A 25413-nucleotide genomic window follows, 5' to 3' on the forward strand; every position below is an offset into this window, starting at 1 on the left:
TGAGAAAGGGCAGGACAGCCCTTTCTCAACACCCTGCTACACCGACGACAACTCGGCGCTTGGCGAGCGGCGCCTGAGTCGCCGCGCGATCTCGCGCGCCAGCTTCTCGATGCGCGGCGCCTTGACGATCGACGCATGGCTGCCGCCGATGCGCATCACCTCCAGGCTGTCCCCAAGCAGTTCGCCCCAGCCGAACGACACGTCCTCGCCTTCGCCGCGATCGGCGGCGAAGTAAGTCACGGTCGTGGCCGTGGACGGCGCTTCGTACGCCAGCGCCGCCGTGGCGCCCGCGCGGTAGACCGCCAGCACGCGCTTCATCAGTGCCATGTCCAGGTGCGCCGGCAGCAAGCCTTCGCGCTGGGACACGGCGATCATGGCGGCGACATCGCCACGTTCGGCGCAGGCCATCAGTTCGGCATGCGCGGGATGCTCCCGCACGTCGCCGCTTGGCGGCTGCAGATCGGCGATCCAGTGCATCAGCGCGAGGCATTCGTCGAAGCCGGCTTCGTTCGCAAGCAGGTGCGCGCGCAGGTACGGGCTGCTCCCGGTGTCGATCATGCCGACAAAACCCACTTCCTCACCCGCGGCCAGCAACTGGCTGGCGATCTCGTACGCGATCATGCCGCCCAGCGACCACCCCGCCACCAGGTACGGTCCAGACGCTTGCACATGCCGCATGGCGTCCAGATAGACTCGCGCCATCCCGACGATGCTTGCGTGTGGCGTTTCGCCGGCGGCGATGCCGGTGGCCGCCAATGCGTAGACCGGCTGGTCGGCATCCATGTGCCTGGCCAGGTCAAAGGCGTACTGCACTTCGCCGCCAATGGGGTGGATCAGGAACAGCGGTGTCGATCGCCCATGTGTGCGGATGGGAACGAGATTCGGATGCCGCGACGAAACCTTGCTCGAATCGATGAAGGCCGCCAAGGCACCAAGGGTCGGATGCGAGAACAGATGACGCAGCTCCATCTCGATGCCAGCACGCTTGCGCAACTGCGAAACCAGTTGCACCGCCAGCAGCGAATGACCACCCAGCGCAAAGAAGTCGTCGTGGACGCCGACCCGGTCGAGCTTCAACACCTCGGCCCATAGGACCGCCATGGTCTCTTCGATCGGCGTGCGCGGCGCGACGTATCCTGCCTCGCTGCGCGTCATGTCGGGCGCCGGCAGCGCACCGCGGTTGACCTTGCCGTTGGGTGTCAGCGGCATGCGCTCGAGCGCCATGACGTGGCTCGGCACCATGTACTCGGGCAACGTCTGCGAGAGAATCGCGCGTAGTTGTGCCTCCGTGGGCAAGCTCTGCCCTTCGTACGCCACCAGGTACGCCACCAGCCGCTTATCGCCGACGCTGTCCTCGCGCGCCAGCACCAGCGCCTGGCGTACTCCAGTGCACGCAGTCAACTTCGCCTCGATCTCGCCGAGCTCGATGCGGAAACCACGGATCTTTACCTGGAAATCGTTGCGCCCAAGATATTCAATGCTTCCATCGGTCCGCCAACGCCCCAGATCGCCGGTCTTATAGATCCGCGCATGCGGGTCGGCGAGGAAGGGATCCGGCAGGAAACGCTCCGCCGTCAGCTCCGGACGGTTCAGATATCCGCGCGCCACACCGTCACCGCCAATGTAGATCTCACCTGCAACCCCCACGGGCACCGGCTCCCCGTGCTCATCGAGAATGTACACGCGCACATTGCCGAGCGGCCCGCCGATGCTTGGCCAGTCGCCAGCGTCACGCAACGCACAAGCTGTCGCATCCACCGTGCATTCGGTCGGGCCGTAGACGTTGTAGAAATTGATTCCGCTCGCCTGCCGCAAGCGCTGCCAAAGCGGCAACGACAGCGCCTCTCCACCCACCAAGATGGTTTTCAGTGCCGCTTCGTGGCCAGACGGCGCCAGCAATCCCGCATCAAGCAGCATCTCCAGCTGCACCGGCGTGCAGTCGAAAGCCACTAGTTGCTGCTGCCGGATATAAGCGAGGAGCGCGGCGCTCTCCGTGCGCAAGGACTGCGGAAAAATAACCAGCGTCCGTCCCGACAGCAATTGCGTCAGCGATTGCACGGACGCATCGAACGTCACCGATGCATTCAGACCCACCCTCGCCGCTTGTTCGCATTCGGCAAAGGCCACGCGTTCCAGGCTCAACCAGAGGTTCAGGATGGAACGATGTTCGACCATGACGCCCTTGGGCATCCCAGTCGAGCCTGAGGTGTAGATCACATAGGCCAGGTTGTGCGCTTGGGCGTGGTGATCCAGATTGCTGTCGCTGTAAGCAGCCAATGCATCCGCGTCGCTATCCAGGCAGAACAGCGGCGAACCTGGTGCCGCTGGCACCGCATCGCGCACAGGCTGTTGCGTCAGGATCACCACCGGTTTCGCATCGTCCACGATGGCTGCCAGACGATCCGAAGGGTGACTCGGATCGAGCGGCACATAGGCACCGCCGGCCTTCAACACACCTAGCAGGCCGACGATCATCGCCACCGACCGTTCCACACACAACCCCACCAGTACGTCCGGACCGACGCCCAGCGAGCGCAGATGACGCGCCAGACGGTTGGCCCGGACGTTGAGTTCCGCATAGGTCAGCGACTCGCCTTCGTACACCACGGCCACCTGCTCGGGCGTCCGCGACGCCTGGGCTTCGAACAACTGATGCAGCGTCTGCGTGTTGGGCTCGAGGTCCGGATAAACCGTGGCGGTGTCGTTGAACGCATACAGCAGTTGATGACGCTCGGCATCGTCCAGCATCGCCAGCTTGCCAACCGGGCGGCCCGGCTCGGCCACGATCGCCTGCAGTAAGCGGGTGAAGTGCCCTGCCATGCGTTCGATCGTGCGCGCCTCGAACAGCTCGGTGCTGTACTCGAAGCAGCCCTGCAATCCCTCCCTGCCCTCGGTCAGGGTCAGCATGAGGTCGAACTTGGCGGTGGCACCTTCGCTTTCCAGAAGGCTCATCGACACGCCCGGTAGGGTCAGCTCGCCTATCGGCATGTTCTGCAGCACCAGCATCACCTGGAACAACGGCGTGTAACTGGTGTGGCGTTCCGGCTTCAGCGCTTCGACCAGCTGCTCGAACGGCACGTCCTGGTGCGCATACGCATCCAGCGTGTGCTGTCGCACTTGCTGCAGCAGGCCATCGAAGTCGAGCGTCAGATCCACCTGGGTGCGCAGCACCAGCGTGTTGACGAAGAAGCCGATCAGGTCCTCGATATCCGCGCGGTTGCGATTGGCGATCGGCGTGCCGATGCAGATGTCGCTCTGCCCCGAATAGCGGGCCAGCAGCACGTTGAACGCCGCGCACAACGTCATGAACAGCGTGCTTTGCGTGCGTCGGCCGAGCGACTGCAGGCCCGACACCAACGCCGCCGGCACCGAGAACGGCAACGTCGCGCCGACATGGCTCGACTGCGGCGGCCGTGGCCGGTCCGTGGGCAAGGCCAGCAGGCTGGGGCTATCGGCCAGCTGCCGTTTCCAGTAACTGAGCTGCCGCTCCAGCACCTCGCCGCGCAGCCACTCCCTCTGCCAGTGGGCGAAGTCCGCATACTGGATCGGCAGGTCGGGCAGCGGCGAGGGCTCGCCTTCGAGGAAAGCTCGATACAGCGCAGCCATCTCCCGCACCACAATCCCCATCGACCAGCCATCCGAGACGATGTGATGCATCGTCAGCAGCAGGATGTGCTCCTGCGCATCAAGCCGCAGCAGCGCACCGCGGATCAGCAGATCGGATTCCAGGTCGAATGGCGTCTGCGCTTCTTCCATCAACAGGCGGCGCGCTTCCACCTGCCGTTCCCTCAATGGCAGGTCGGAGAGGTCACTCAGGGCCAGTGGCAAGGCCGTGGCCGGCATCACGATCTGCACCGGCGAGCCTTCCTGGTCCGCGAATCGTGTGCGCAGCGCCTCGTGGCGTTGCAGGATCGCATCGAGCGTACGGCCCAGCGCATCGATATCCAGATCGCCGGACAGACGCAACGCCAACGGGATGTTGTACAGCGCACTCTGGCGATCGAGCTGATCGAGGAACCACAGGCGCGTCTGGGCGAACGACAACGCCAATGGCGTATCGCGTCCTACCGGCTGCAGCGGCGGAGCGCCAGCCCCGGTATCGGCATCGGCCACCCGATGCGTCAATGCCGCCACCGTGGGCGCGTCGAACAAGGCACGCAATGGCAGTTCGACGCGCCAGGCACGTTGCACGCGCGACACCAGCTGTGTCGCCAACAACGAGTGACCTCCCAGTGCGAAAAAGTCGTCGTGAATGCCGACCCGATCCCGCTTCAGCACCTCGGCCCACAGGCCCGCCATGATCTCTTCCGCGGGCGTGCGCGGCGCCACATAGCCCGCCTCGCTGCGTGCCATGTCCGGCGCCGGCAGCACACCGCGGTTGATCTTGCCGTTCGGCGTCAGCGGCATCCGTTCCAGCGCGATGAAGTAGCTCGGCACCATGTACTCAGGCAGCGTCTGCGACAGCAGCGCCCGCAGACCGGCCTCGTCGGGCAGCGCCTGTCCTTCGTGCGCGACCAGATAAGCCACCAGACGCTTGTCGCCCGCGTGGTCCTCGCGCGCCAGCACCACCACTTCGCTGGCCAGCGCCTGTAGCGCGGACTCGATCTCGCCCAGCTCGATGCGGAAGCCGCGCACCTTCACCTGGTGATCGATACGGCCCAGGTACTCGATCTCGCCATCCGCCCGGTAGCGGACCAGATCGCCGGTGCGATACATGCATGCGTCCGGCACGGCACTGAAGGGGTTCGGGACAAACTTCTCCGCCGTCAGTTCCGGCCGTTGCAGATAGCCGCGCGCCAGGCCGTCACCCGCAATGAACAGCTCGCCAGCCACGCCCAGCGGCACCGGCTCCCACTGCGCATCGAGAATGTAGGTCTGCGTGCCTGCAATCGGTCGACCGATCGACACTGGCGTGGTCGATCCCTTCATCACCAGGGTGAAGGTCGAATACGTCGTGTCTTCCGACGGACCATATAGGTTGTAGACCTTCTCCACCGACGGCTGCTGATACAGCGCCTGTGCCAGCGTGTTTGCCAGCGCCTCGCCCGCCAGGTTCACCACCTTCACCGACGCCGGCAGCCCGCGGCCACGCAGCACCTCCACCATGGCTGACGGCACCGTGTTCACCAGCGTTACCGGCAACGCATCGGCGTGTTCCATGAAGTCGAGGATGTTGTCGACCAGCCAGGCGGCACCGCCCTGACTGAGTGGCACGAACAGCTCGAAGATGGACAGGTCGAAGCAGACCGAGGTCGAGGCCAGCACTTTGCTCAAACTGTCGCGGTCGAAAGTGGCCTGAGCCCAATGGATAAAGGCCACCGCGTTGCGGTGCTGAATCCCCACCCCCTTGGGTTTGCCGGTCGAGCCCGACGTGTAGATCACGTAAGCCAGATGATCGCCACGGGTAACGAATGAAGGATGGTCGTCGCGCTCGCCGGTCCACAACGCGTCGGCGGCATCGACACGAATCACCGTCATCCCATCCATCACGGGCAATTCCAGCTGCAATGCTTCCTGCGTCAGCAGCACGCGCGGCTGCGCATCGAGCAGCATCGTCGCGATGCGCCCCGCCGGATAGGCCGGGTCCAGCGGCACATAGGCACCGCCAGCCTTCAGCACCGCAAGCAGGCTCATCACCAGGTCGGGCGTACGCGCCATGCACACGCCCACCAGTACATCCGGACCGACGCCCAGGCGCCGCAGATGGTGCGCCAGGCGATTGGCGCGCCGGTTCAACTCGGCATAGCTCAGCGCGGTGCCGCGATGCATGAGCGCCACGTTATCGGGCGTGCGCGCGGCCTGGGCTTCGAACAAACCCTGGATGGCCGGCGTCCCGGTTGACGACGCCACCACCGTCGCGGCGTTCCACTCATCCAACAGCAACTGCCGCTCGGCGACCGGCATCACATCCAGGCTGTCGATCGACGCCTCCGGCTGGTTCTCCAGCGCGTCGGCCAGTTCCCCAAGCACGGTATGCATGTACTGGCAGACCCGCCGCGCGCGATCCTCACCCGGGATTTGCACCGCGATGCCAAAGCCGTCGCCCGAATCGTCGATCGACACCAGGCACGGATAGTTGGTGCGTTCCTTCACCTTGATCGGCCGCATGCCTTCCAGCACGTCGATAGCGGACGCGTCGGCACCGGCGTTGTGGCGGTAGTTGAGCAGCGACGAGAACAGCGGCGTCGGCGCCGCCACGCCACTGGCGCGCTGCGCCAGGGCCAGCGACGCGTGCTCGTGGCGCAGCAGCCGGGTCAAGGTCGCGTGCGTATCGCGCACGCCGTCGAGCACCGGCTTCGCACCGGTTGGAATGCACACCGGCAACGTATTGATGAAGATGCCCAGCACGCGGTCCGCACCTTCGCCGCTCTGCATGCGGCCGAACAGCACCGTGCCGAACACCACGTCCTGCCGCCCCGAGAGGCGCGACAGCACCTGCGCCCACGCCAGATGCATCAGGCTGGCGGTGCTCACGCCAAGCTTGCGCGCCTGCTGCCGCAGGCGCCGCCCCAGCAACGTCTCCACCTTGAGCTGTGCCTCGGCGATATCCGTGCCGTCGCCCTGCACATCCAGCAGGCCGAACGGTGCGGTGGGCTCGTCGACATGCGCCAGCATCGGGCGGAAGAACGCTTCGTGCTCCGCCTGGCTCACCCCGAGTCGAGCCTGGGCCACGAAGTTGCGGTACGGCAGCGGCTCGGGCAGCGTGCCGCCCTGCCCTTCGAGGATGGCCTTCAACTCGCCCATCAGCAGTTTGAGCGAGGTGTTGTCGTCGATCAGGTGATGCAGCATCACCTGCATCAGCCAGCGGCCCTGCTTCGCATCCTCTGCCACAAAACAACGGATCAGCGGCGCCTGCCGCACATCCAGGCGATAGTTCAGCGGGTTGTAACGCTCGCTCAGTTGCGCCGTCACATCGCCGCCCTGGTCCAGACTGACCTCTTCGAGCGGCAGCGGTGCCTGTCGCCATACCACCTGCACCGGTTCGGCCAGGCCATCCCAGTGCATGGCCGTGCGGAAGGCGTCATGCCGCGCAATCACCGTCTCCAGCGCCGCCACGAACCGGTCGAGCAGGCCGCGCGTCTCGAACGCCCACAGCATCTCCATCAGGTACGCATCGCGCTCTTCCGCCATGCGGTGATGGAACAGCAGGCCCTCCTGCACCGGCGCCAGCGGATAGATGTCCTGGATATTCGCGGCACCGCCCGGCACGCGTTCGGCGATCGCGGCAAGCTCTTCGTCGCTGAGCTGCACCAGCGTCACCATCGCCGGCGTAATCCGCGTGCAGCCGGCCGGAATGCCGTTGGCCGGCACCGCGATCTCGCTGCCACCCTTGCTCGCCGCCACGGTCAGCGCCGCCACGGTGGGCTCGGCGAAGAACTGGCGGATATCCACCGACAGCTCCACGCGGCGCATCCGCTCGATCATCGCAATGGCGAGCAAGGAATGGCCGCCCAGGGCGAAGAAGTCGTCGTGGACGCTGACCTTGTCCAGCTTCAACACTTCCGCCCAGATACCGGCAATCACTTCCTCCACCGGCGTGCGCGGCGCGACATAGGCCGCCTCGCTGCGCGTCGTATCCGGCGCCGGCAGCGTCTTGCGGTCGAGCTTGCCGTTGGCCGTCAACGGAAAGCTGTCGAGCGCCACGAAATGGTTCGGCACCATGTACTCAGGCAGGTGCTTGCCCACTGCGGCGCGCAGCTGCGCTTCGTCCGGTATGGACTGCCCGGCCTTCGCCACCAGATACGCCACGAGCCGCTTGTCGCCGGGCTGGTCTTCGCGTACCAGCACCAGGGCATCGCGCACGGCCGGATGCTCGGCGAGGCGAGCTTCGATCTCGCCCAGCTCGATGCGGAAGCCGCGAATCTTGACCTGCTCGTCGTTGCGCCCGAGGTATTCGATGCTGCCGTCCGCCAGCCAGCGGCCGACGTCGCCGGTCTTGTAGAGACGCGCCTGCGGATCGTCGACATGAGTACTGTCGATAAAGGGATGCGCGATAAAGCGCTCGGCCGTGAGTTCCGGCCGGTTGAGATAGCCGCGAGCTACGCCCGCGCCGCCCACATAGAGCTCGCCGGCCACGCCGATCGGCGCCGGCTGGCGATGCGCGTCCAGCACATAGAGTTGCAGGTCGGGAATCTGCCGGCCGATCGGACTGGGGCCGACGCGATACGCATCCGACGGCTCCAGCGCCAGATAGGTCACGTGCACGGTCGTTTCGGTGATGCCGTACATATTGACCAGGCGCGCCGCGGCATTCACCGGCCGCTCGTACCAGGGCTTGAGCGCACTCAGCTCCAGCGCCTCGCCGCCGAACACCACGTAACGCAAACGATGCGCCTTGCCCTGCGCACCCTGCGCGGCGATCAACTGCCGGAACGCGCTCGGCGTCTGGTTCAGCACGGTCACACCTTGCGCGCACAGCAAGTCATAGAACTCCGACGGCGAACGCGTCACCGCCTGCGGCACCACCACCAGCTTGCCGCCATAGGCGAGCGCGCCCCAGATTTCCCACACCGAGAAATCGAAGGCGAACGAGTGGAACAAGGTCCACACGTCGTGCGGCCCGAAGCCGTACCAGTGATCGGTGGACGACAGCAGCCGCATCACGTTGCCATGCGCCACCATCACGCCCTTGGGTTTGCCGGTGGAGCCGGAGGTGTAAATGATGTAGGCGAGGTGATGCGCTTGCAGGCCGATCGATGCGGCGTCGAGATTGCTCGAGTCCGCATTCGCCCACGCCTCCGCGCCGCTGCGCAGATTCAGCACCGGCGCTGCCGAGGCCAGCAGCATGTCCTGCACCGCCGGCGGCAGGTTTTCCCAGCCGTTGACCAGCACCGCCACCGGCGAGCTGTCGGCCAGGGTGTAGCTAAGACGGTCGGCCGGATACGCCGGGTCGAGCGGCACATAGGCGCCGCCGGCCTTCAGCACGGCGAGCAAGCCCACGATCATGTCCACCGAACGCGGCACGCATAGGCCCACCAGCACGTCCGGCCCCACGCCCAGGCCGCGCAGATGGCGTGCCAGGCGGTTGGCCCGCGCGTTGAGTTCCACGTAGGACAGCGACTCGTCCTCGTAGGTCACGGCGACAGCGTGCGGCGTCCGCGCCGCCTGCGCTTCTAACAGCCCGTGCAGCGTGCGCGCGTCAGGCGTACTGCCCGGAGCCACCATGCCCGTATCGTTGAACGCATACAGCAACTGGTGACGCTCGGCTTCACCCAGCATTGGCAGCTCGCCCACCGGGCGTTCCGGCTCGGCCACGATCGCCTGCAGCAAGCGGCTGAAGTGGCCGGCCATCCGCTCGATGGTGCGGGCGTCGAACAGCTCCGTGCTGTACTCGAAGCGACCCTCCAGGCCATCCCGGCCTTTCGCCAGGGTCAACGTCAGGTCGAACTTCGACGTAACGCTCTCGCTTTCCTTCAGGCTCAGCGACAGCCCTGGCAGCAACTGCTCGTCCGTCGGCATGTTCTGCAACACCAGCATCACCTGGAACAGCGGCGTGTAGCTGGTATGGCGTTCCGTCTGCAGCGCTTCCACCAGCTGCTCGAACGGCACGTCCTGGTGGGCGTAGGCCTCCAGCGTGTGCTGACGTACCTGCCCGAGCAGCTCGGTGAAGCCGCGTTGCAGATCCACTTGCGTGCGCAGCACCAGCGTATTGACGAAGAAGCCGATCAGGCCCTCGATATCCGCGCGGTTGCGATTGGCGATCGGCGTGCCGATGCAGATATCGCTCTGCCCCGAATAGCGCGCCAGCAGCACGTTGAAGGCCGCGCTCAGCGCCATGAACAGCGTGCTCTGCGTACCCCGGCCCAGCGACTGCAGTTGCGTCACCAGTGCCGCCGGTATCGCGAACGGCACCGTCGCACCGGCGTGGCTGGCCTGCGGCGGACGCGGCCGGTCGGTCGGCAGCGCCAGCAGGCTCGGGCTGTCCGCCAGTTGCCGCTTCCAGTAATTCAACTGGCGCTCCAGCACCTCGCCCTGCAGCCACGCCCGCTGCCAGTGCGCAAAGTCGGCGTACTGGATCGGCAGCTCCGCCAGCGGCGACGGCAGCCCTTCGACAAAGGCGGCGTACAGGGCCGCCATCTCGCGCACTACCACGCCCATCGACCACCCATCCGACACGATGTGGTGCATCGCCAGCAGCAGGACATGCTCTTCGTCGGCCAGCTTGAGCAGACTCGGGCGGATCAGCGGCCCTGTCGACAGATCGAAGGGAGCGACCGCCTCTTCCTGCAAGCGCAGGCGCGCCTCCGCTTCGCGTTGCGCGGGCGGCAGGTGGCTGAGGTCCATCACCGGCAGCGCCAGCGATGGCGCTACCGCGACGCGCTGTACCGGCTCGTCCCCCGCCAGCACAAACGTGGTGCGCAGCGCTTCATGGCGACGCACGATTTCATTGAACGTGCGCGCCAGCGCGTCCACATCGAGCCGCCCCGTCAGGCGCGCAGCGGCGGCCAGGTTATAGATCTCGCGGCGGGACTCGTACTGGTCGAGGAACCACAGGCGCTGCTGAGCGAACGACAGCGGCAGCGCCGCGTCGCGCGACACGCGCGGTATCCCTCCCTGTATCGGCGGCGCCACGACGGCCGGTGCCTCCTGGATGGCACGCAGAGTTACTTCCTTGCCGAACTCCACCGGGCGACCCCATCCACGCGCGGCGCGACGTTGGGATGCCATGACCGGCGCGGACTCCACCACCGGCGTCGTTATGGCCGCCGTCACGGCGCGCGCGGCTACGCTCGTTTCGCTGGCAGGTGCTCCGGCGATCGCCGGGTACGCGCGCGCCAGGTGCTCAGCCAGCCCTGCCAGCACCGGGTATTCAAAGAAGATCGTCGGCTTCAGCTCCAACCCATACCGCTGGTTCAGCGCATTGGCGAATTCGGTGAAGGTGATCGAATCGAAGCCGTACTCGCTCAAGGACGTCTCGTCGTCGATGTCTTCCGGCTTGACCTTGATCAGTGCCGAAGCCACACCGACCAGTTCGCGCACAAGCTTGTCCGACGATGGCTGCGCCACGGGGGCGGCTTCATCGCGAGGCACCTGGGCCGCCGGCGCCTCCGGCCGACCCGAGAGCACCTGTCGGATGCGCGCGGCATCGCCCGCCATCACCAGCAACTGGTGCTGCGTGCCGGCCCATGCCCGGCGCAGCGCCGCAACGCCGCTATCGGTCTCCAATGCATGCATGCCCAATTGCCGCGCCAGCATGGCGCGCGTCGCAGCGTCCACCTGCATGCCGCCCTCGTCCCACAACGGCCAGTTCACCGACAGCGTGCGCCCGCGGCGCTGCCCCTTGGCTACCAGCTCGCCGCGGTAGTGCGCGAACGCATCCATGAAGGCATTGCCCGCGGCGTAGTCGGCCTGCCCGATATTGCCGAGCGCGCCGGCAATCGACGAGAAGGTGATAAAGCAATCCAGCGGCATGTCGCGGCTGGCTTCGTCCAGATTCAGCGTGCCGGCCACCTTGGTGCCCAGCACGTCGCGCAACTGTTGCTGCGTCTTGCCGGCCAGGTAGCCGTCGCGCAGAACGCCGGCGCTGTGGATGATGCCGTCGAGGCTTTCGAACTCCTCCGGAATGCTGTGCACCAGCGCCGTCAACGCCGCCGCGTCGGTGACATCCACGGCGTGGTAGCGCACCACCGCGCCCAGTGTTTCGAGCTCGCGGAGGTTGGCCTGAATGCTTTCGCTCAGCGCCGAACGGCCGGTCAGGATCAGCACCGGGTTGCGAGCCTGCCGCGCGATCTCCCGCGCGAAGATCAGGCCCAACCCACCGGCACCACCGGTGATGAGGTAGACACCTTGCGCCTTCCACGGGATAGGCGCCTCGGCGACATCCTCATGCGCATCCCACCCCGCCACCTGCCGCTCGCCGTGGATGTAGCGCACCTGCTGCGCATCGTCACCGTAGTTGTCCAGCAGCGCGCGGGCGACATCCTGCCCCGGCTCGACGCTGATGATCTGGCCGGCGATGCGCGGGTTTTCCAGTTGCGCTGTACGCAACATGCCGCCAAGGCCCCGCAGAGTCTGTTGCACACCGCGATCGGGAACGACGACCTGCACCAACAAGGTTCCGCTCTGGCCGTTCCAGTTCTGGAGCTGCTCCAGCAGGACGCCCGCGGCATCCATATAGCCCGTTGCGGCATCGGGTCCAGTCGGCAGCCGCACGCAGATCGCATCCGGCAGCACGTGTGCGATATCCGTATCCACACCCAACAGCACCACATGCCTGGCGTAGCTGGGATTCGCACCCTTCGCGGCCGGGCGCGAATGCCATGCGGGCTGGAACATAAGTGTCTGGATCGGCAGCGTCTGGATCGGCGTCGCGGACGACGGCTTGGCCACCGCCGGCGCTCCCAGCATCGGTCGCAGGCTGAAACCGCGCAGACGCACGCATACCGCACCTTGCTCGTCGCACAGATCCACATCGAGCCGGCGCACGGCGTCACTCGCATGGCTGCCGGCGCTGGGGCGCACTACCGCCCACATCGAAGGCGTGCACGAACGCAGCATTTCCAGAACATCCAGCGCAAACGGCAGCACCGGCGTGGCGTCGGCCTTGCCGGTAGCCGTATCGACTTGCATACCGATGGTGGCCTGCAACGCCGCGTCGAGCAGGCTGGGATGCAGTCCATAGCCCTCCCGCGGCGCGGTGGCCGGCAGCGCAATGCGGGCCACCACCTGTCCCAGCCCCACCCACAGTTCCGCCAGCCCCTGGAAGGTCGGCCCATAGTGCAGGCCCATCTGCCCGAACAGCGCATAGCACTGCTCCGCCGCTAGATGGACAGCGGAGCACTCGCCACGCAGCGCAGACAGATCGTGCGTTGCCGCCATGGGCGGCTCGGTTACCGCCAGCGTGCCGCGGCTGTACACCACCGCCTCGCCGTCGCTGCCGTCGCTATAGATCTCGAACGGCAGCTCACCGGAGGCTTCCGGATAGAGCGCGATATGCAGATCGAGACCATCGGCGCCCACGGTCACGGGGCGCGTCCACGCTATATCCCGCAGTTGCAAGCCGCGGTCGTCGCCGAGCGCTTCACGCGCAGCGCAACGCGCCATCTCCATCTGTGCGGCCCCCGGCAGAACGCGCGCTCCACGCACACGATGGTCGTCCAGATAGAACTCATGGCCTGAAAGCCGCGTGGTAAAGCGCAGGCCCGCCACATCGGAAGTGTTTCGATGCAACAGCGGATGCAGCACCGCGGCAACGGACGCCGCCACGTTTTGCGAACGGGTATCGAGCCAGTAGCGCTCGCGCGCGAACGGATACGTCGGCAGGCTGATCCGTCGCGGCAGCAACGCGCCGTACAGCATCGCCCACGCCACCGGCAGGCCCTTCACCCACAGGTCTAGCAACTTGCCGTGCTGGCCTTGCGCGACCCAGCCGGACAGCAAGGTATCCATCCCCGGGTCGCCAGCCAGCGACCTGAGCACGTCCTTGGTCCGCTTCACCTGGCCGCGGTAGATCTCTTGCTCGCCGCTCGTCTCGCCATCCAGGTAACCGGCCAGCGTGGAGCGCAGTTCGCCCAGCGTGTGAACCACGATACCCAGGCGCTCGTCCATCGCCTCGCGGCCGACCTGCAGCGTGTAGGCCAGGTCATCGAGATGCAGCGTTGCATCGACTTCGCGCCTGTCCAGGAACGCAGCCAGCCGCGCTACCTGTTCACGCAGCCGTTCCTCGCTGCGCGCCGACAGCACCACCAGGGCCGGGCCTTGGCTCGCCACCTCGGCTCGTGCCGGTGCTTCGTATTCCTCGATCAATACATGCGCGTTGGCGCCACCGGCGCCGAACGACGAGATGCCCGCGGTACGCGGGTAGGTCTTGCTGACGCCACCCGTTACGACCACCGGTCGTTCCCACGGCCCCAGCGTCTGCTGCACCACGAACGGCGTGCCGGCAAAGTCGATGTTCGGGTTCAATACGCTGGAGTGCAGGCTCGGCGCCAACTGCCGGTGCTTCAGCTGCAGCAGCACCTTGGTGACACCCGCGATGCCCGCCGCGCTCTCGCAGTGACCGATGTTCGATTTGGCCGAGCCGATCGCGCAGAACTGCTTGTCCTGCGTCCAGTGGCCGAAGGCCTTGCTCAATCCCGCGATCTCGATCGGATCGCCCAGGCTGGTTCCGGTGCCGTGCGCTTCGATGTAGCTGATCGCGCGCGCATCGACGCCGCCTTCGCGCAATGTCCGCTCGATCACCTGGGCCTGCGCATTCGGGTTCGGCACGGTGTAGCCGTTGGTCTTGCCGCCGTGGTTGATCGCGGTGGCTTTGATCACGCCGTAGATATGGTCGCCATCGGCGATGGCCTGCGACAACGGCTTGAGCAAGACCGCGCCCACGCCTTCGCCTGGCACATAACCTTCGCCGCCTTCACCGAAGCTCTCGCAGCGTCCCTTGCCAGAGATGAACTTGCCCTGCGCCAGCATCAGGTATTTGTTCGGGTGGATCGATACGTTCACGCCGCCGGCAACCGCCACCGCGCAACCGCCCTGCCGCAGGCTCTGGCACGCCAGGTGAATCGCCGTCAGCGACGACGAGCACATCGTGTCCAGTGCCAGGCTCGGGCCGTGGAAATTGCAGAAGTACGAAATACGGTTGGCGATCGATGCCGCGCTATTGGACACCGACACGTTCTGTCCACGGGCCTGCGCCTGCGCGCCGTAGAGCTGGTACTCCTCGTACATCACGCCGACGAACACGCCGACGTTGCCTTCCTGCCCGTCCGCTACGCTGTCGCGCGTATATCCGGCGTCTTCCATCGCGCCGTGCACGCATTCGAGGAACAACCGCTCCTGCGGGTCCATCAGTTCCGCTTCCCGCGGAGAAATGTTGAAGAACAGCGGGTCGAACTGGTCCACCCCGTCCAGGAACCCGCCCCACTTGCTATACGTGGTTCCGACCTTGCTGCGGTCCGCGTCGTAGTAGCGCTGCCAGTCCCAGCGCTCCAGCGGGATCTCGGTGATGCTGTCCTTGCCGCCGCTCAGGTTCGACCAGAACGTCTCCATGTCACCAGCCTGCGGATAGCGTCCCGATAGACCAATGATCGCAATCGCTTCGTTCGCCGGCGACGCATGGCGCAAGGCGAACCGTGAGCGGTGGTGTTGAATCGATGCGACCCGCACACTGTCGCGAGGTTTCGCTACGGCAGCCGGCGCGGCGACATTCGTTTTCTCGCCAAGCAGCTCGACCAACGCGGTGCGATGGTGTTTCAGGAAATAGTCGGACAGCGCCGCGATGGTCTGGTATTCGAAGAACAACGTCTTCGGCAGCGAGCCGAAGACCTTTTCCAGCTTGGCGGTCAGATCCATGACCATGACGGAATCGATGCCGTACGCTTCCAGTGGCGCGCTCGCATCGATCTTTTGCGCCGGCAATTTGAGCGTCGACGACAAGGTGCGCACCAGGTGGCGAACTGTCTTCTCGTGCAGGTCTTCGGCCACAAGGCTTGCGCTGTCCGCCTCGACGGCAACAGCGACGGGTTCTGCCGGGGCATCCTTCATCGACAGCGTGGCTTTCAGCCGTTGCGGCAGGCCTTCGACCACCAGGACCTGGGGCGCACCGCTCGACCAGGCCTGGGCCAATGCCGCGCAACCGTTGGCGGTATGCAACGGCGTCATGCCGATTTCGCGCAACAGATACTGCCGCGTCGCGTCATCGACCTGCATGCCGCCCTCGGCCCACAGCGGCCAGTTGATCGACAGCGTGCGGCCATGGCGCAAGCCCCGGTCCGCCAAGTCGCTGCGGTAGTTTGCGAACGCATCCATGAACGCGTTCGCCGCTGCGTAGTCGGCCTGGCCTACATTGCCGATCGCGCCGGTGATCGAGGAGAAAACGATGAAGCAATCCAGCGCCAGATCCGCGCTTGCCTCATCCAGATTCAGCGTGCCGGCCACCTTCGCGCTGAACACCTCGCGCATTTGCGCCGGCGTCTTCCGGATCAGGAAACTGTCGCGCACCACACCTGCGCTGTGGATGATGCCGTCGAGGCTTTCATAGTCTTCCGGAATGCTGCGCACCAGCCGCGTCACAGCGGCTTTGTCGGCGACATCGACCGCGTGATAGCGCACGACCGCGCCCAGGATTTCCAGCTCGCGCACGTTGGCCTGGATGCGTTCGTCTAGCGCCGAACGCCCGGTAAGAATCAGCGTGGCGCCCTTCGCCTGCCGTGCGATCTCGCGCGCGAAGATCAGGCCCAAGCCACCCGCGCCGCCGGTGATCAGGTAAACACCTTGCGACTTCCATGGCGAGCGCGCCTCGGTCGCCTGCTCGTACTCGGCCCAGCCAGCGACCTGACGTGCGCCGCCGGCATAACGTATGTGCGCAGCAAGGCTGCCGCGGTTTTCGGCCAACGCCTGCACGATGTCCTGGCCGGCCTCGACCTGGATGACCTGACCTGCCAAACGCGGATTCTCCCGTTGTGCCGTGCGCAACATCCCGCTCAACCCCGCCAGCAAGGCGCCTTCGCCGTCGCACGGCACCACCACCTGGATCAGGTGCTGCCCCGGCTGGCTGTTCAATCCCTGGAGCTGCTCCAGCAACGCCACAGCCGCCGTTTCGTAGCCTCGCGACAGGTCCCCGTCGACGGTGGTAACCAGGCGGATCGCATCCGGCATCTGCGCCTGTACGCGATCAGCGTCGATGGCATTCACGCCGCACAGCAGTACCCGATGCTGCGCGAACACGGGATCCTGCGCGTGACGATGGGCGACAGGCCGCGCTTCCCATGACGGGATCATCAACAAGGTCTGCAAAGACTTGCCGGACTCGGCGATCGCCTTCGCCAAGCGCAATTCAAGCCGACGGAAACGAATACATACCGAACCCGTTTCATCGCACAGCTCGATGTCGAACCTTTGCGATGCCTCGTCCATGGCGTCGCCCGCGCTATGCCGCACGACGGCCCACATAGCCGTGGTGCACGGCGCCAGCATCTCCAGCGAACCCAGCGCGGCAGGCAACCACAGGGTGGACTCATGGGCGCCATCGGTTGCCAACATCCATCCGAGGGTGGCCTGCAGGGCCGCGTCCAGCAGGCTGGGATGCAGGACGTAATCGTCCTGAGTTGCCTGCACGGTCATTGGCAGGGCGATCCGCGCCAGCACCTGCTGCGACCCGACAAACAACTCGGCCAAACCCTGGAAGCCGGCGCCGTATTGCAGACCCAGTGGCTCGAACGCGGCATAGCACTGTGCCGCGCTCATGGAAGCAATGCTTTGCTCACGCAAGGCGGCAAGATCGTGTGCTGCCGTCGCCACAGACTCATCGGCGATGGCGGTCACCAGGCCCTGGCTGTAGCGCACGGTATCGCCGTCTTCGGCGTCGCTATACAGCTCGAAATCGATGCCACCGTCCTCGTGCGGCACCAGGGCGATATGCAGATCGAGCCCTTCCGCCCCGACCACCACGGGGCGTATCCAGGCAACGTCTCGCAACTGCAGCGCGCCATCGTCCTCGATCGCCTCGCGCACGGCCCGGCGCACCATCTCCAGCTGCGCCACGCCCGGCAGTACCCGCACGCCCCGCACCACGTGGTCGGCCAGGAAGAATTCCTCGCCGCTAAAATGCGAACTGAAACGTTGCACCGAAAAATTCGAGGTATTGCGATGCACGAGGGGATGTAGCACCGCGCCCGTCGTCGTCGCCATACCTTGTGCCGCATCGGTGTCGATCCAGTACCGCTCGCGCGCAAACGGATAGGTCGGCAGACTGATACGGCGTGGCTTCGTCTCGCCGTACAGCCTCTCCCACGCGACCGACAGACCTTTCACCCACAGATCCAGCCACTTGCCGTGCTTGCCCTGGGCGATCCAGGCGACCAGCAGGGTATCCATGCTGTCGTCGCCGGCCAACGCCGTGAGCGCTTCTTTCGTCCGCTTCACCTGGCCCCGATAGACTTCCTCGAGCCCGGCTTCGCCACCCAGGTAAGCGACCAACTTCGCCCGCAGCTCACCAAGCGTGCGCGCCACGATTCCCAGGCGCTCGTCCATCGCCTCACGGCCTACCTGCAGTGTGTACGCCAGGTCATCCAGCCGCAGCGTGGTGTCTGCTTGCCGTGCCTCAAGGAATGCCGACAGCCGCGCCACCTGCTCTTGCAACTGCTCCTCGCTGCGTGCCGACAGCACCACCAGCGCCGGGCCGTTGATGGTGGCCTCCGTTCGCACTGGCGCCTCGTATTCCTCGATCACTACATGCGCATTCGCCCCGCCCGCGCCGAACGAGGAGATGCCCGCGATGCGCGGGTACGTCCGCTTCAACCCGTCCTGCTCCAGCGTCGGCCGCTGCCACGGTGACAGCGTCTGCTGCACCACGAACGGCGTGCCGGAAAAATCGATGTTCGGGTTCAATACGTTCGAATGCAGGCTCGGCGCCAGCTGCCGATGCTTCAGCTGCAGCAGCACCTTGGTGACGCCTGCAATGCCCGCCGCGCTTTCGCAGTGACCGATATTCGATTTGGCCGAGCCGATCGCGCAGTACTGCTTGTCCTGCGTCCACTGACCGAACGCCTTGCTTAGCCCCGCGATCTCGATCGGATCGCCAAGACTGGTTCCGGTTCCGTGCGCTTCGATGTAGCTGATCGAGCGCGCATCCACGCCGCCTTCGCGCAACGCCCGCTCGATCACCTGCGCCTGCGCATTTGGGTTCGGCACGGTGTAGCCGTTGGTCTTGCCGCCGTGGTTGATCGCGGTGGCTTTGATCACTCCGTAGATGTGGTCGCCATCGGCGATGGCCTGCGACAGTGGCTTGAGCAATACCGCACCGACGCCTTCACCGGGCACGTAGCCTTCACCACCCTCTCCGAAACTCTCGCAACGCCCTTTGCCAGAGATGAACTTGCCCTGCGCCAGCATCAGGTATTTGTTCGGGTGGATCGATACGTTCACGCCACCGGCGATCGCCACCGCGCAGCCGCCCTGCCGCAGGCTCTGGCACGCCAGATGGATCGCCGTCAGCGACGACGAGCACATCGTGTCCAGAGCCAGGCTCGGGCCGTGGAAATTGCAGAAGTACGAGATACGGTTCGCGACTGATGCCGCGCTGTTGAGCAGCGCTACATTCTGGCCGCGCGCCTGCGCCTGCGCGCCGTACAGCTGATACTCCTCATACATCACGCCTACGAATACGCTTACGCTGCCTTCCTGGCCGGCACCGGCATGCCGTGTCACGCTCTCACGCGTGTACCCCGCGTCCTCCAATGCGCCATGCACGCATTCAAGGAACAACCGCTCCTGCGGATCCATCAACTCCGCTTCCCGCGGAGAGATGTTGAAGAACAGCGGGTCGAACTGGTCTACCCCATCCAGGAATCCGCCCCACTTGCTATACGTGGTTCCGACCTTGCTGCGATCCGCATCGTAGTAACGCCGCCAGTCCCAACGTTCCAGCGGGATCTCGGTGATGCTGTCCTTGCCGCCGCTCAGGTTCGACCAGAACGTCTCTATGTCGCCAGCCTGCGGATAGCGTCCCGACAGACCGATGATTGCGATCGCTCCCGTGTCGCTGGCCACCGTGATCGGACCGGAGCGAAGCGCCTCTTCGGGTCTCCCGCTATGGAAGCGGCTGTCCTGCGTTCCGAAACGAGGGCGCCGACTCAACGGTGCCATGTTGGCTTCTGGCGGCACCTCTTTCGTTTCCGGCTCCACAACGGGAGTGTCAGTCAGGGTTTCGCCCAGCAGTTCGCTCAAGCGCGTGCGGTGGTGTTGAATGAAATAGCCGGCCAGCGCGGCAATGGTCTGGTATTCGAAAAGCAGCGTCTTGGAAAGCGATCCGAACACCTGCTCCAGGGTTCGGGTCAGCTCCATCACGAGAATGGAATCGATGCCGTAGGCTTCCATCGGCGCATGAGCGTCGATGCTGTGCGCCGAGCGCTTCAACGTGCTCGCCAGCAGACGCACGAAATAGCGGACGGACTTGTCCTGCAAATCCCCTGAGATATTTTCCGGCGTGGCGGCTTTGGCGGCCTCCGGCGTAGCGGCGGGTTTCGCGCCGTGCGCAAGGCTGGCCTTGAAGCGGTCGATTGCCCCTTCGGCGACAAGGACCTGAGACATCCCGCTGGCCCATGCATGCGCCAAGGCCTCGCGGCCGCTTTCGGAATGAAGCGGAACCAGGCCCGTGTCTTGCGTCATGGCGCGACGGGTCGCGGCATCCACCTGCATGCCGCCCTCTTCCCACAAAGGCCAGTCGATCGAGAGCGTGTGGCCGCGGCGCGCGCCTTGTCGCACCAGATCGGCCCGGTACGTCATATAGCCGTCCATAAAAGCATTGGCCGCCGCGTAATCGGCCTGCCCCACGTTGCCGAGCGCACCCGAGGTCGATGCAAAGCAGATGAAGCTATCGAGCTCCATGTCCCGGCTGGCCAGGTCGAGGTTGACCAGGCCGGCAACCTTAGCGCGAAGCACCTCGCGCACTTCCTGGGCGGTCTTCCTGACCATGAAACTGTCGCGCAGTACACCGGCGCTGTGGAGGATGCCGTCCAGGCCCTCGAACTCGTCGTGGATACCCTGCACCAGATGCGTGACGCTGGCGGCATCGCCGACGTCCAGCTCGCGGTATCGCACCACCGCACCCCATCGCTCGAGTTCCTGGATGCCCGCGCGCGCTGCCTCGGTGGCCGGCGAACGACCGGCCAGGATCAGCACGGGGTGCTTCGCGCGACTGGCGATGTCGCGGGCGAAGATCAGGCCCAATCCGCCGGCACCGCCGGTGATCAGGTAGACGCCGCGATCCTTCCAGGGCGAGGAGACATCGGTTACTTGCGGCAACTCGCTCCAGGCCAGCGTCATACACTTGCCTGCGACGTAACGCACCTGTGGCGAATCGCCGGCGCCATGCTCGGCGAGCACGCGCGCGATGTCCTGGCCGTGCTCGACAGCGATCACCTGGCCCACGATGTTCGGGTTTTCCAGATGGGCACAGCGCAGCATGCCGCCGAGACCAGACCACGCCATGCCGGCGCCGTCATCCGGCAGCACGATCTGGATCAGGTGCCGGCCCGGCGAGCCGTAGAGCGCCTGGATCTTTTCCAGCAAGAGACAGGTCGCCGCCTCGAAAGCGTGCGCCAGATCGTCGTCTGCGTTGACGACATGGACCTCGACTCCGGATATATGCGGCTGCGGCGCATCCGCGACACCGCACAAGAACACCACGCGCTGCGAGAAGGCTTCTGCTCCCACCGCCGCGGCTGGCGCTTCGCGCCACTCCGGAGACAACAAGGCCATACGCGAAGGCGGTTCGACCGCCTCTGCCGCCGCGCGTACGCAGAACTCCTTGAGACGAACGCAGACGGCACCCTTGTCATCGCACAGATCAATGTCGAACTTCTGCATCGCACCGCCGGTGCGTCGGTTTACGACCGCCCACATCTGCGGCATGCACGGTGCCAGGATCTCCAGCTCCCCGAGCGCAAAAGGCAACAACAGCATTTTCTCGCCCGCGTCCCGCTCCCCTTCCCGCATGCCGATGGCCGCCTGCAGGGCGGCGTCCAGCAAGCTGGGATGCAACACGTAGCTGCCTTCCGAAGCGCGCAGCGCTTCCGGCAAGGCAATACGCGCCAGGGCCTGTTCGTCTCCCACGAACAGCTCGATCAGACCGCGATGTCCGGGTCCATAACTCAAACCCGCCTGGTCAAAAGCGGCATAGCATTGCTCCGCGCTCAAGTGGGCGCTTGCACAGCTTCTGCGCAGATTTTCGAGATCATGCGGCGCTGGCTGTTCGGAGACGAGCTTCGTTACCGTGCCCTGGGTGTACACGACGGGCTCTTCGCCATCGCCCTCGCTGTAGATTTCGAAATCGACCTTTCCGTCCTGCTCCGGAAACAAGGCAAGGTCCACATCGATCGGGCCAGCATCCGCCGCGACCGGACGCATCCACACCACATCTTTCAGTCGGTATGAGCCGCCCGGCCAGCCGATCGCCCGATCCATGGCGCAGTGGGCCATCTCCAGTTGCGCGGCACCCGGCAAGGTACGTCTGCCCTGTACGACGTGATCGGCCAGGAAGAATTCGTTGCCGTCGAAGCGCGAGCTGAAACGCAATCCCGCAACGTTGGAGGTATTCCAGTGCACCAGGGGATGCAGGGCCGCCGGCCCCTGTTTCGCAGCGCCCGCTTCAACCCAATGCCTTTCCTTGACGAAAGGATACGTGGGCAAAGCGATGCGACGAGGCGTCTTCGCGCCGTAAAGCCCTGCCCAGTCGGGCTCATAACCAGCGACCCACCGCTTCGCGAGCTCGGGAAGGTTCTGCTCGGACAGCAGCTTTGCGAGCTGGTCATCGAGCGGCGGCTCTCCCGCCATGCGTGCCAGGACTTCCGCGCCGACCTGTCCGGTGAAGACATCCACGGCATCGCCCGCAAGCCAGGCTGACAGATGCGTCTGCACCGCCTCGAACGAATCGGCCACAAAGGCCAGCCGTGCCTCCATCGGCCGGCGTCCAACCTGCAACGTGTAAGCGAGATCGCTCAGGCCATGGCGACGGACCTCTGGCGATGCGATTGCATCCAGCAGCTGGTGGGCGCTTTCCCGCAATACAGGCACGGTCTTCGCGGAAAGCAGAATCAGGGCTGGCTCCGATGCCGTCCCGCGGTTCTTGTCCAGTTCTGGCTCCCGGTATTCCTCGACGATCACATGCGAATTCACACCGCCGAAGCCGAATGAACTGATCCCCGCACGACGCGGAATCGCCAGACCGGCTTTGTCGACCAATGCAGGCCACGGCTGCGCTTTGTCGACAATGAAGAACGGACTTCCGTCAAAGGCGATGCGCGGATTGAGCTTTTGATAATGCACCAGCGGCGGAAACGACTGATGCCTCATGCACAGCACCGTCTTGATGACACCGGCCAGGCCGGCCACCGACTCCAGGTGTCCGACATTGGTCTTGACGCTGCCAATGCCGCAGGAGTGTTCCTCCAGCGTTTCGCCCTGTTCGGCGGCAACGCGCGAGAAGGCCATCTTCAGCCCTTCCACTTCGATCGGATCGCCTTTGGGTGTGCCCGTGCCATGCGCTTCGACGTAGTTCACCGTACTGACCGGGACACTTGCCTGACGCAAGGCTTCGGCCACTACCTTCGATTGTGCGAGCGAGCCGGGATAGGTCACCGTACGTGCGCGGCCGCCGTGATTCATCGCCGACCCGCGCAGCACCGCGACGATGCGGTCGTTGTCCCGAATCGCCTTGTCGAGCGGCTTGATCAGGACCATCGCGGCGCCTTCACCGCGAACGTAACCGTTGGCGCGTTCGTCGAAGCTCTTGCAACTTCCGTCGGGCGACAACATGCCGGTCTTGGAGAAGGAGATGAAATGCGTCGGGCTGCACAACACGCTGATGCCGCCGACCAATGCCTGGTCGCACTCGCCTCGACGAATGGCGTGCGCGGCTTTGTGCAACGCGACCAACGAGCTTGAGCAGGCGGTATCGATCGGCAGGCTCGGCCCATGCAAGTTCAGGAAATACGAAATGCGATTGGGTATGAGCGCGGTATGCGTACCGGTGGAAACGTGGCCTTCGATCGCATCGAGTGCGTCGCCAAGGCGATCTTCGTAGTCGAAATTGAACACACCGATATAGACACCGGTGTTGCTTCCGCTGAACACCTTCGGGTCATAACCGGCGTCTTCGATACACGCCCACGCCTGCTCTAGCATGATCCGCTGCTGCGGATCCATGACCAGGGCCTCGCGTGCCGAAATGCCGAAGAAATCGGCGTCGAAGAACTCCACCCCATCGACAAAACCGCCCCACTTGCTGATGGACTTGTTCTTCTCGCGAGGATCGGCCGAATAGAACGCCTCCTTGTCCCAGCGGTTCTCGGGCACCTCGCTGATGTTGGACAGCCCGCCGCACAGGTTCTGCCAGAACTGCTCATAGTTTCCCGCACCGGGAAAACGGCAGGCCATGCCGACTATCGCGATAGGTCCGCCCTCACCGGCACGGATGGTGGTGTCATCACTCGCGCCGCTGTTGGACAGAGACGCGTTTTCCCGGGGCGGTAACTGATGAGTGCTCATGCTGGTGCCTGTCCTGTGATGTGTTCTTCGGGAAACGCTGGCTCAGTGATCAAGGAAGCGGGCGTAGGACCGCCTCTCGCTGGCCTTGATGGCGGCGACTGTCTTGGAAAGAACGCTGGCCCCCATGTCTTCGAACTCGACCACCCATCGCCCCATCGGATAACGGATCGAATCCACCCACGGCATGGGCGACGCCATCTGCATAGCCAGCGTTTCTGCAATGCGCTGTCCGTCGCAGGGTCGCGCCGTGGCGTTGGCGATGACGGGAACGCCCGGGAGCTGCGTTCGCCGCAACGCGCGCGCGCCACGCCGTCCGCGTGACGCATCGCTTCCCGAAAGCCCGCGTCACACTCGAATAGCTCAAGCCCCATCTGAAAATGGTGCGAGCTCTGTCCTGAGAAAAGCAGTACGTTCTTCACATGTAACGCACACATTTCGGGCCACAATCCCACCCCAAAATCACGCCATCCTCCAGGACGCTGGCAGGCGGGCGCAGGTGTGACGTGCGGCAGACTCGGCAAGCAGCCCCCTGGGGCGTGCGCGCAAACACGCGCGTGGCGTCAGATGCATGGCACAGAACAAACCGCGCCGTCCATCTGGCGAGTCATGGACCCAGGAAAGGATGCCGTTGCTTTATTGCATTTTTCCGCTTGCGACGCGGACTAACTCACGCGCATCTCTTCGCGAAGCGAAAGAGGCCGCATATCCGCCCAGACCTCATTGATGAACGCCAGGCAGGCCGCTTTCGAATCCTGCTTGCCAGCCTTCGTCCACCCGAGCGGCAAGGCCTTGATCAAAGGCCAGATGGAATACCGCGCTTCCTGGTTGACCACCACTTCATACAGCGTTTCCGACTGAATCGAACGGTTGGACATGCACGCTCCTGCGAAAAAAAACCGTCATCGCCCTGCCGGACGACGAACACATTCACCACACGGAATTGGCCTGCAACGAAAAGGCGAAGCGCGCCACGCTGCTGCGTGGCGATCTGATCTTGAATCCATTTCAAGGCATGAACAGAGGAGAGACATGCAGACACAAATCCATTGCACTCATCGCCTGTATTCTTCGAGTACCACGGAGCGGCTTGTCAACAAGCACGTTCTTGCGATTAGCCGCAAGAATGTGAAAATCATCATTTCACGTGACCTGCTCGCGCGTAAGCATGGCTCATGCGTGATCGAACGCACTCGTCCACATGCATTGATATCGATTCAATGCGAAGCAGTTCTCAAAAATGCAATCGAAGCGACCCGGCCTACCGCCGTTCCTGCTTTTGCCAGGTTCGTGCGCCGTTGATCGCAACATCCATCGGCAGGACGCTGGCATGCGTATCGCTGCTGCCATGGCTTGGCATCTTGTCGAGCGCGATCTGCTTACGCAGGAGCCTCATAGCAGACGCGCCAAGCCCACCCCAGGTATGTCGTA

Annotated in this window: 4 protein-coding genes; all 4 read right to left on the reverse strand. The window is 64.7% G+C overall.

What is annotated here, in order from left to right:
* Nucleotides 1–36 precede the first annotated feature (36 nt).
* The 4 genes from OUZ45_RS17170 to OUZ45_RS17185 all read right to left on the reverse strand — a co-directional run bounded on the left by OUZ45_RS17170 (nt 37) and on the right by OUZ45_RS17185 (nt 25378).
* Entirely contained in the window at nt 37–23985 is a 23949-nt protein-coding gene (locus OUZ45_RS17170) for a non-ribosomal peptide synthetase (protein WP_266171387.1), read from the reverse strand.
* Between the two features lie 42 nt (nt 23986–24027).
* A complete protein-coding gene (locus OUZ45_RS17175) occupies nt 24028–24189 on the reverse strand; it encodes a hypothetical protein (protein WP_266171388.1) in 162 nt (53 codons plus the stop codon).
* Nucleotides 24190–24647: 458 nt separating this feature from the next.
* Entirely contained in the window at nt 24648–24860 is a 213-nt protein-coding gene (locus OUZ45_RS17180) for an MbtH family protein (RefSeq protein WP_266171389.1), read from the reverse strand.
* Nucleotides 24861–25243: 383 nt separating this feature from the next.
* The gene (locus tag OUZ45_RS17185; RefSeq protein ID WP_266171390.1) at nt 25244–25378 is read right to left on the reverse strand and encodes a hypothetical protein; all 135 of its coding nucleotides are present in this window, start codon (nt 25376–25378) and stop codon (nt 25244–25246) included.
* Nucleotides 25379–25413 lie beyond the last annotated feature (35 nt).

It is taken from the genome of Dyella subtropica (assembly GCF_026283965.1).
Classification (GTDB): domain Bacteria; phylum Pseudomonadota; class Gammaproteobacteria; order Xanthomonadales; family Rhodanobacteraceae; genus Dyella_D; species Dyella_D subtropica.

What these genes read in the sequence shown, in the direction of transcription:
- OUZ45_RS17175 (WP_266171388.1), bottom strand. Translation starts at nt 24,189, where the DNA reads ATGCAGATGGCGTCGCCCATGCCGTGGGTGGATTCGATCCGTTATCCG.
- OUZ45_RS17170 (WP_266171387.1), bottom strand. Translation starts at nt 23,985, where the DNA reads ATGAGCACTCATCAGTTACCGCCCCGGGAAAACGCGTCTCTGTCCAAC.
- OUZ45_RS17185 (WP_266171390.1), bottom strand. Translation starts at nt 25,378, where the DNA reads ATGAGGCTCCTGCGTAAGCAGATCGCGCTCGACAAGATGCCAAGCCAT.
- OUZ45_RS17180 (WP_266171389.1), bottom strand. Translation starts at nt 24,860, where the DNA reads ATGTCCAACCGTTCGATTCAGTCGGAAACGCTGTATGAAGTGGTGGTC.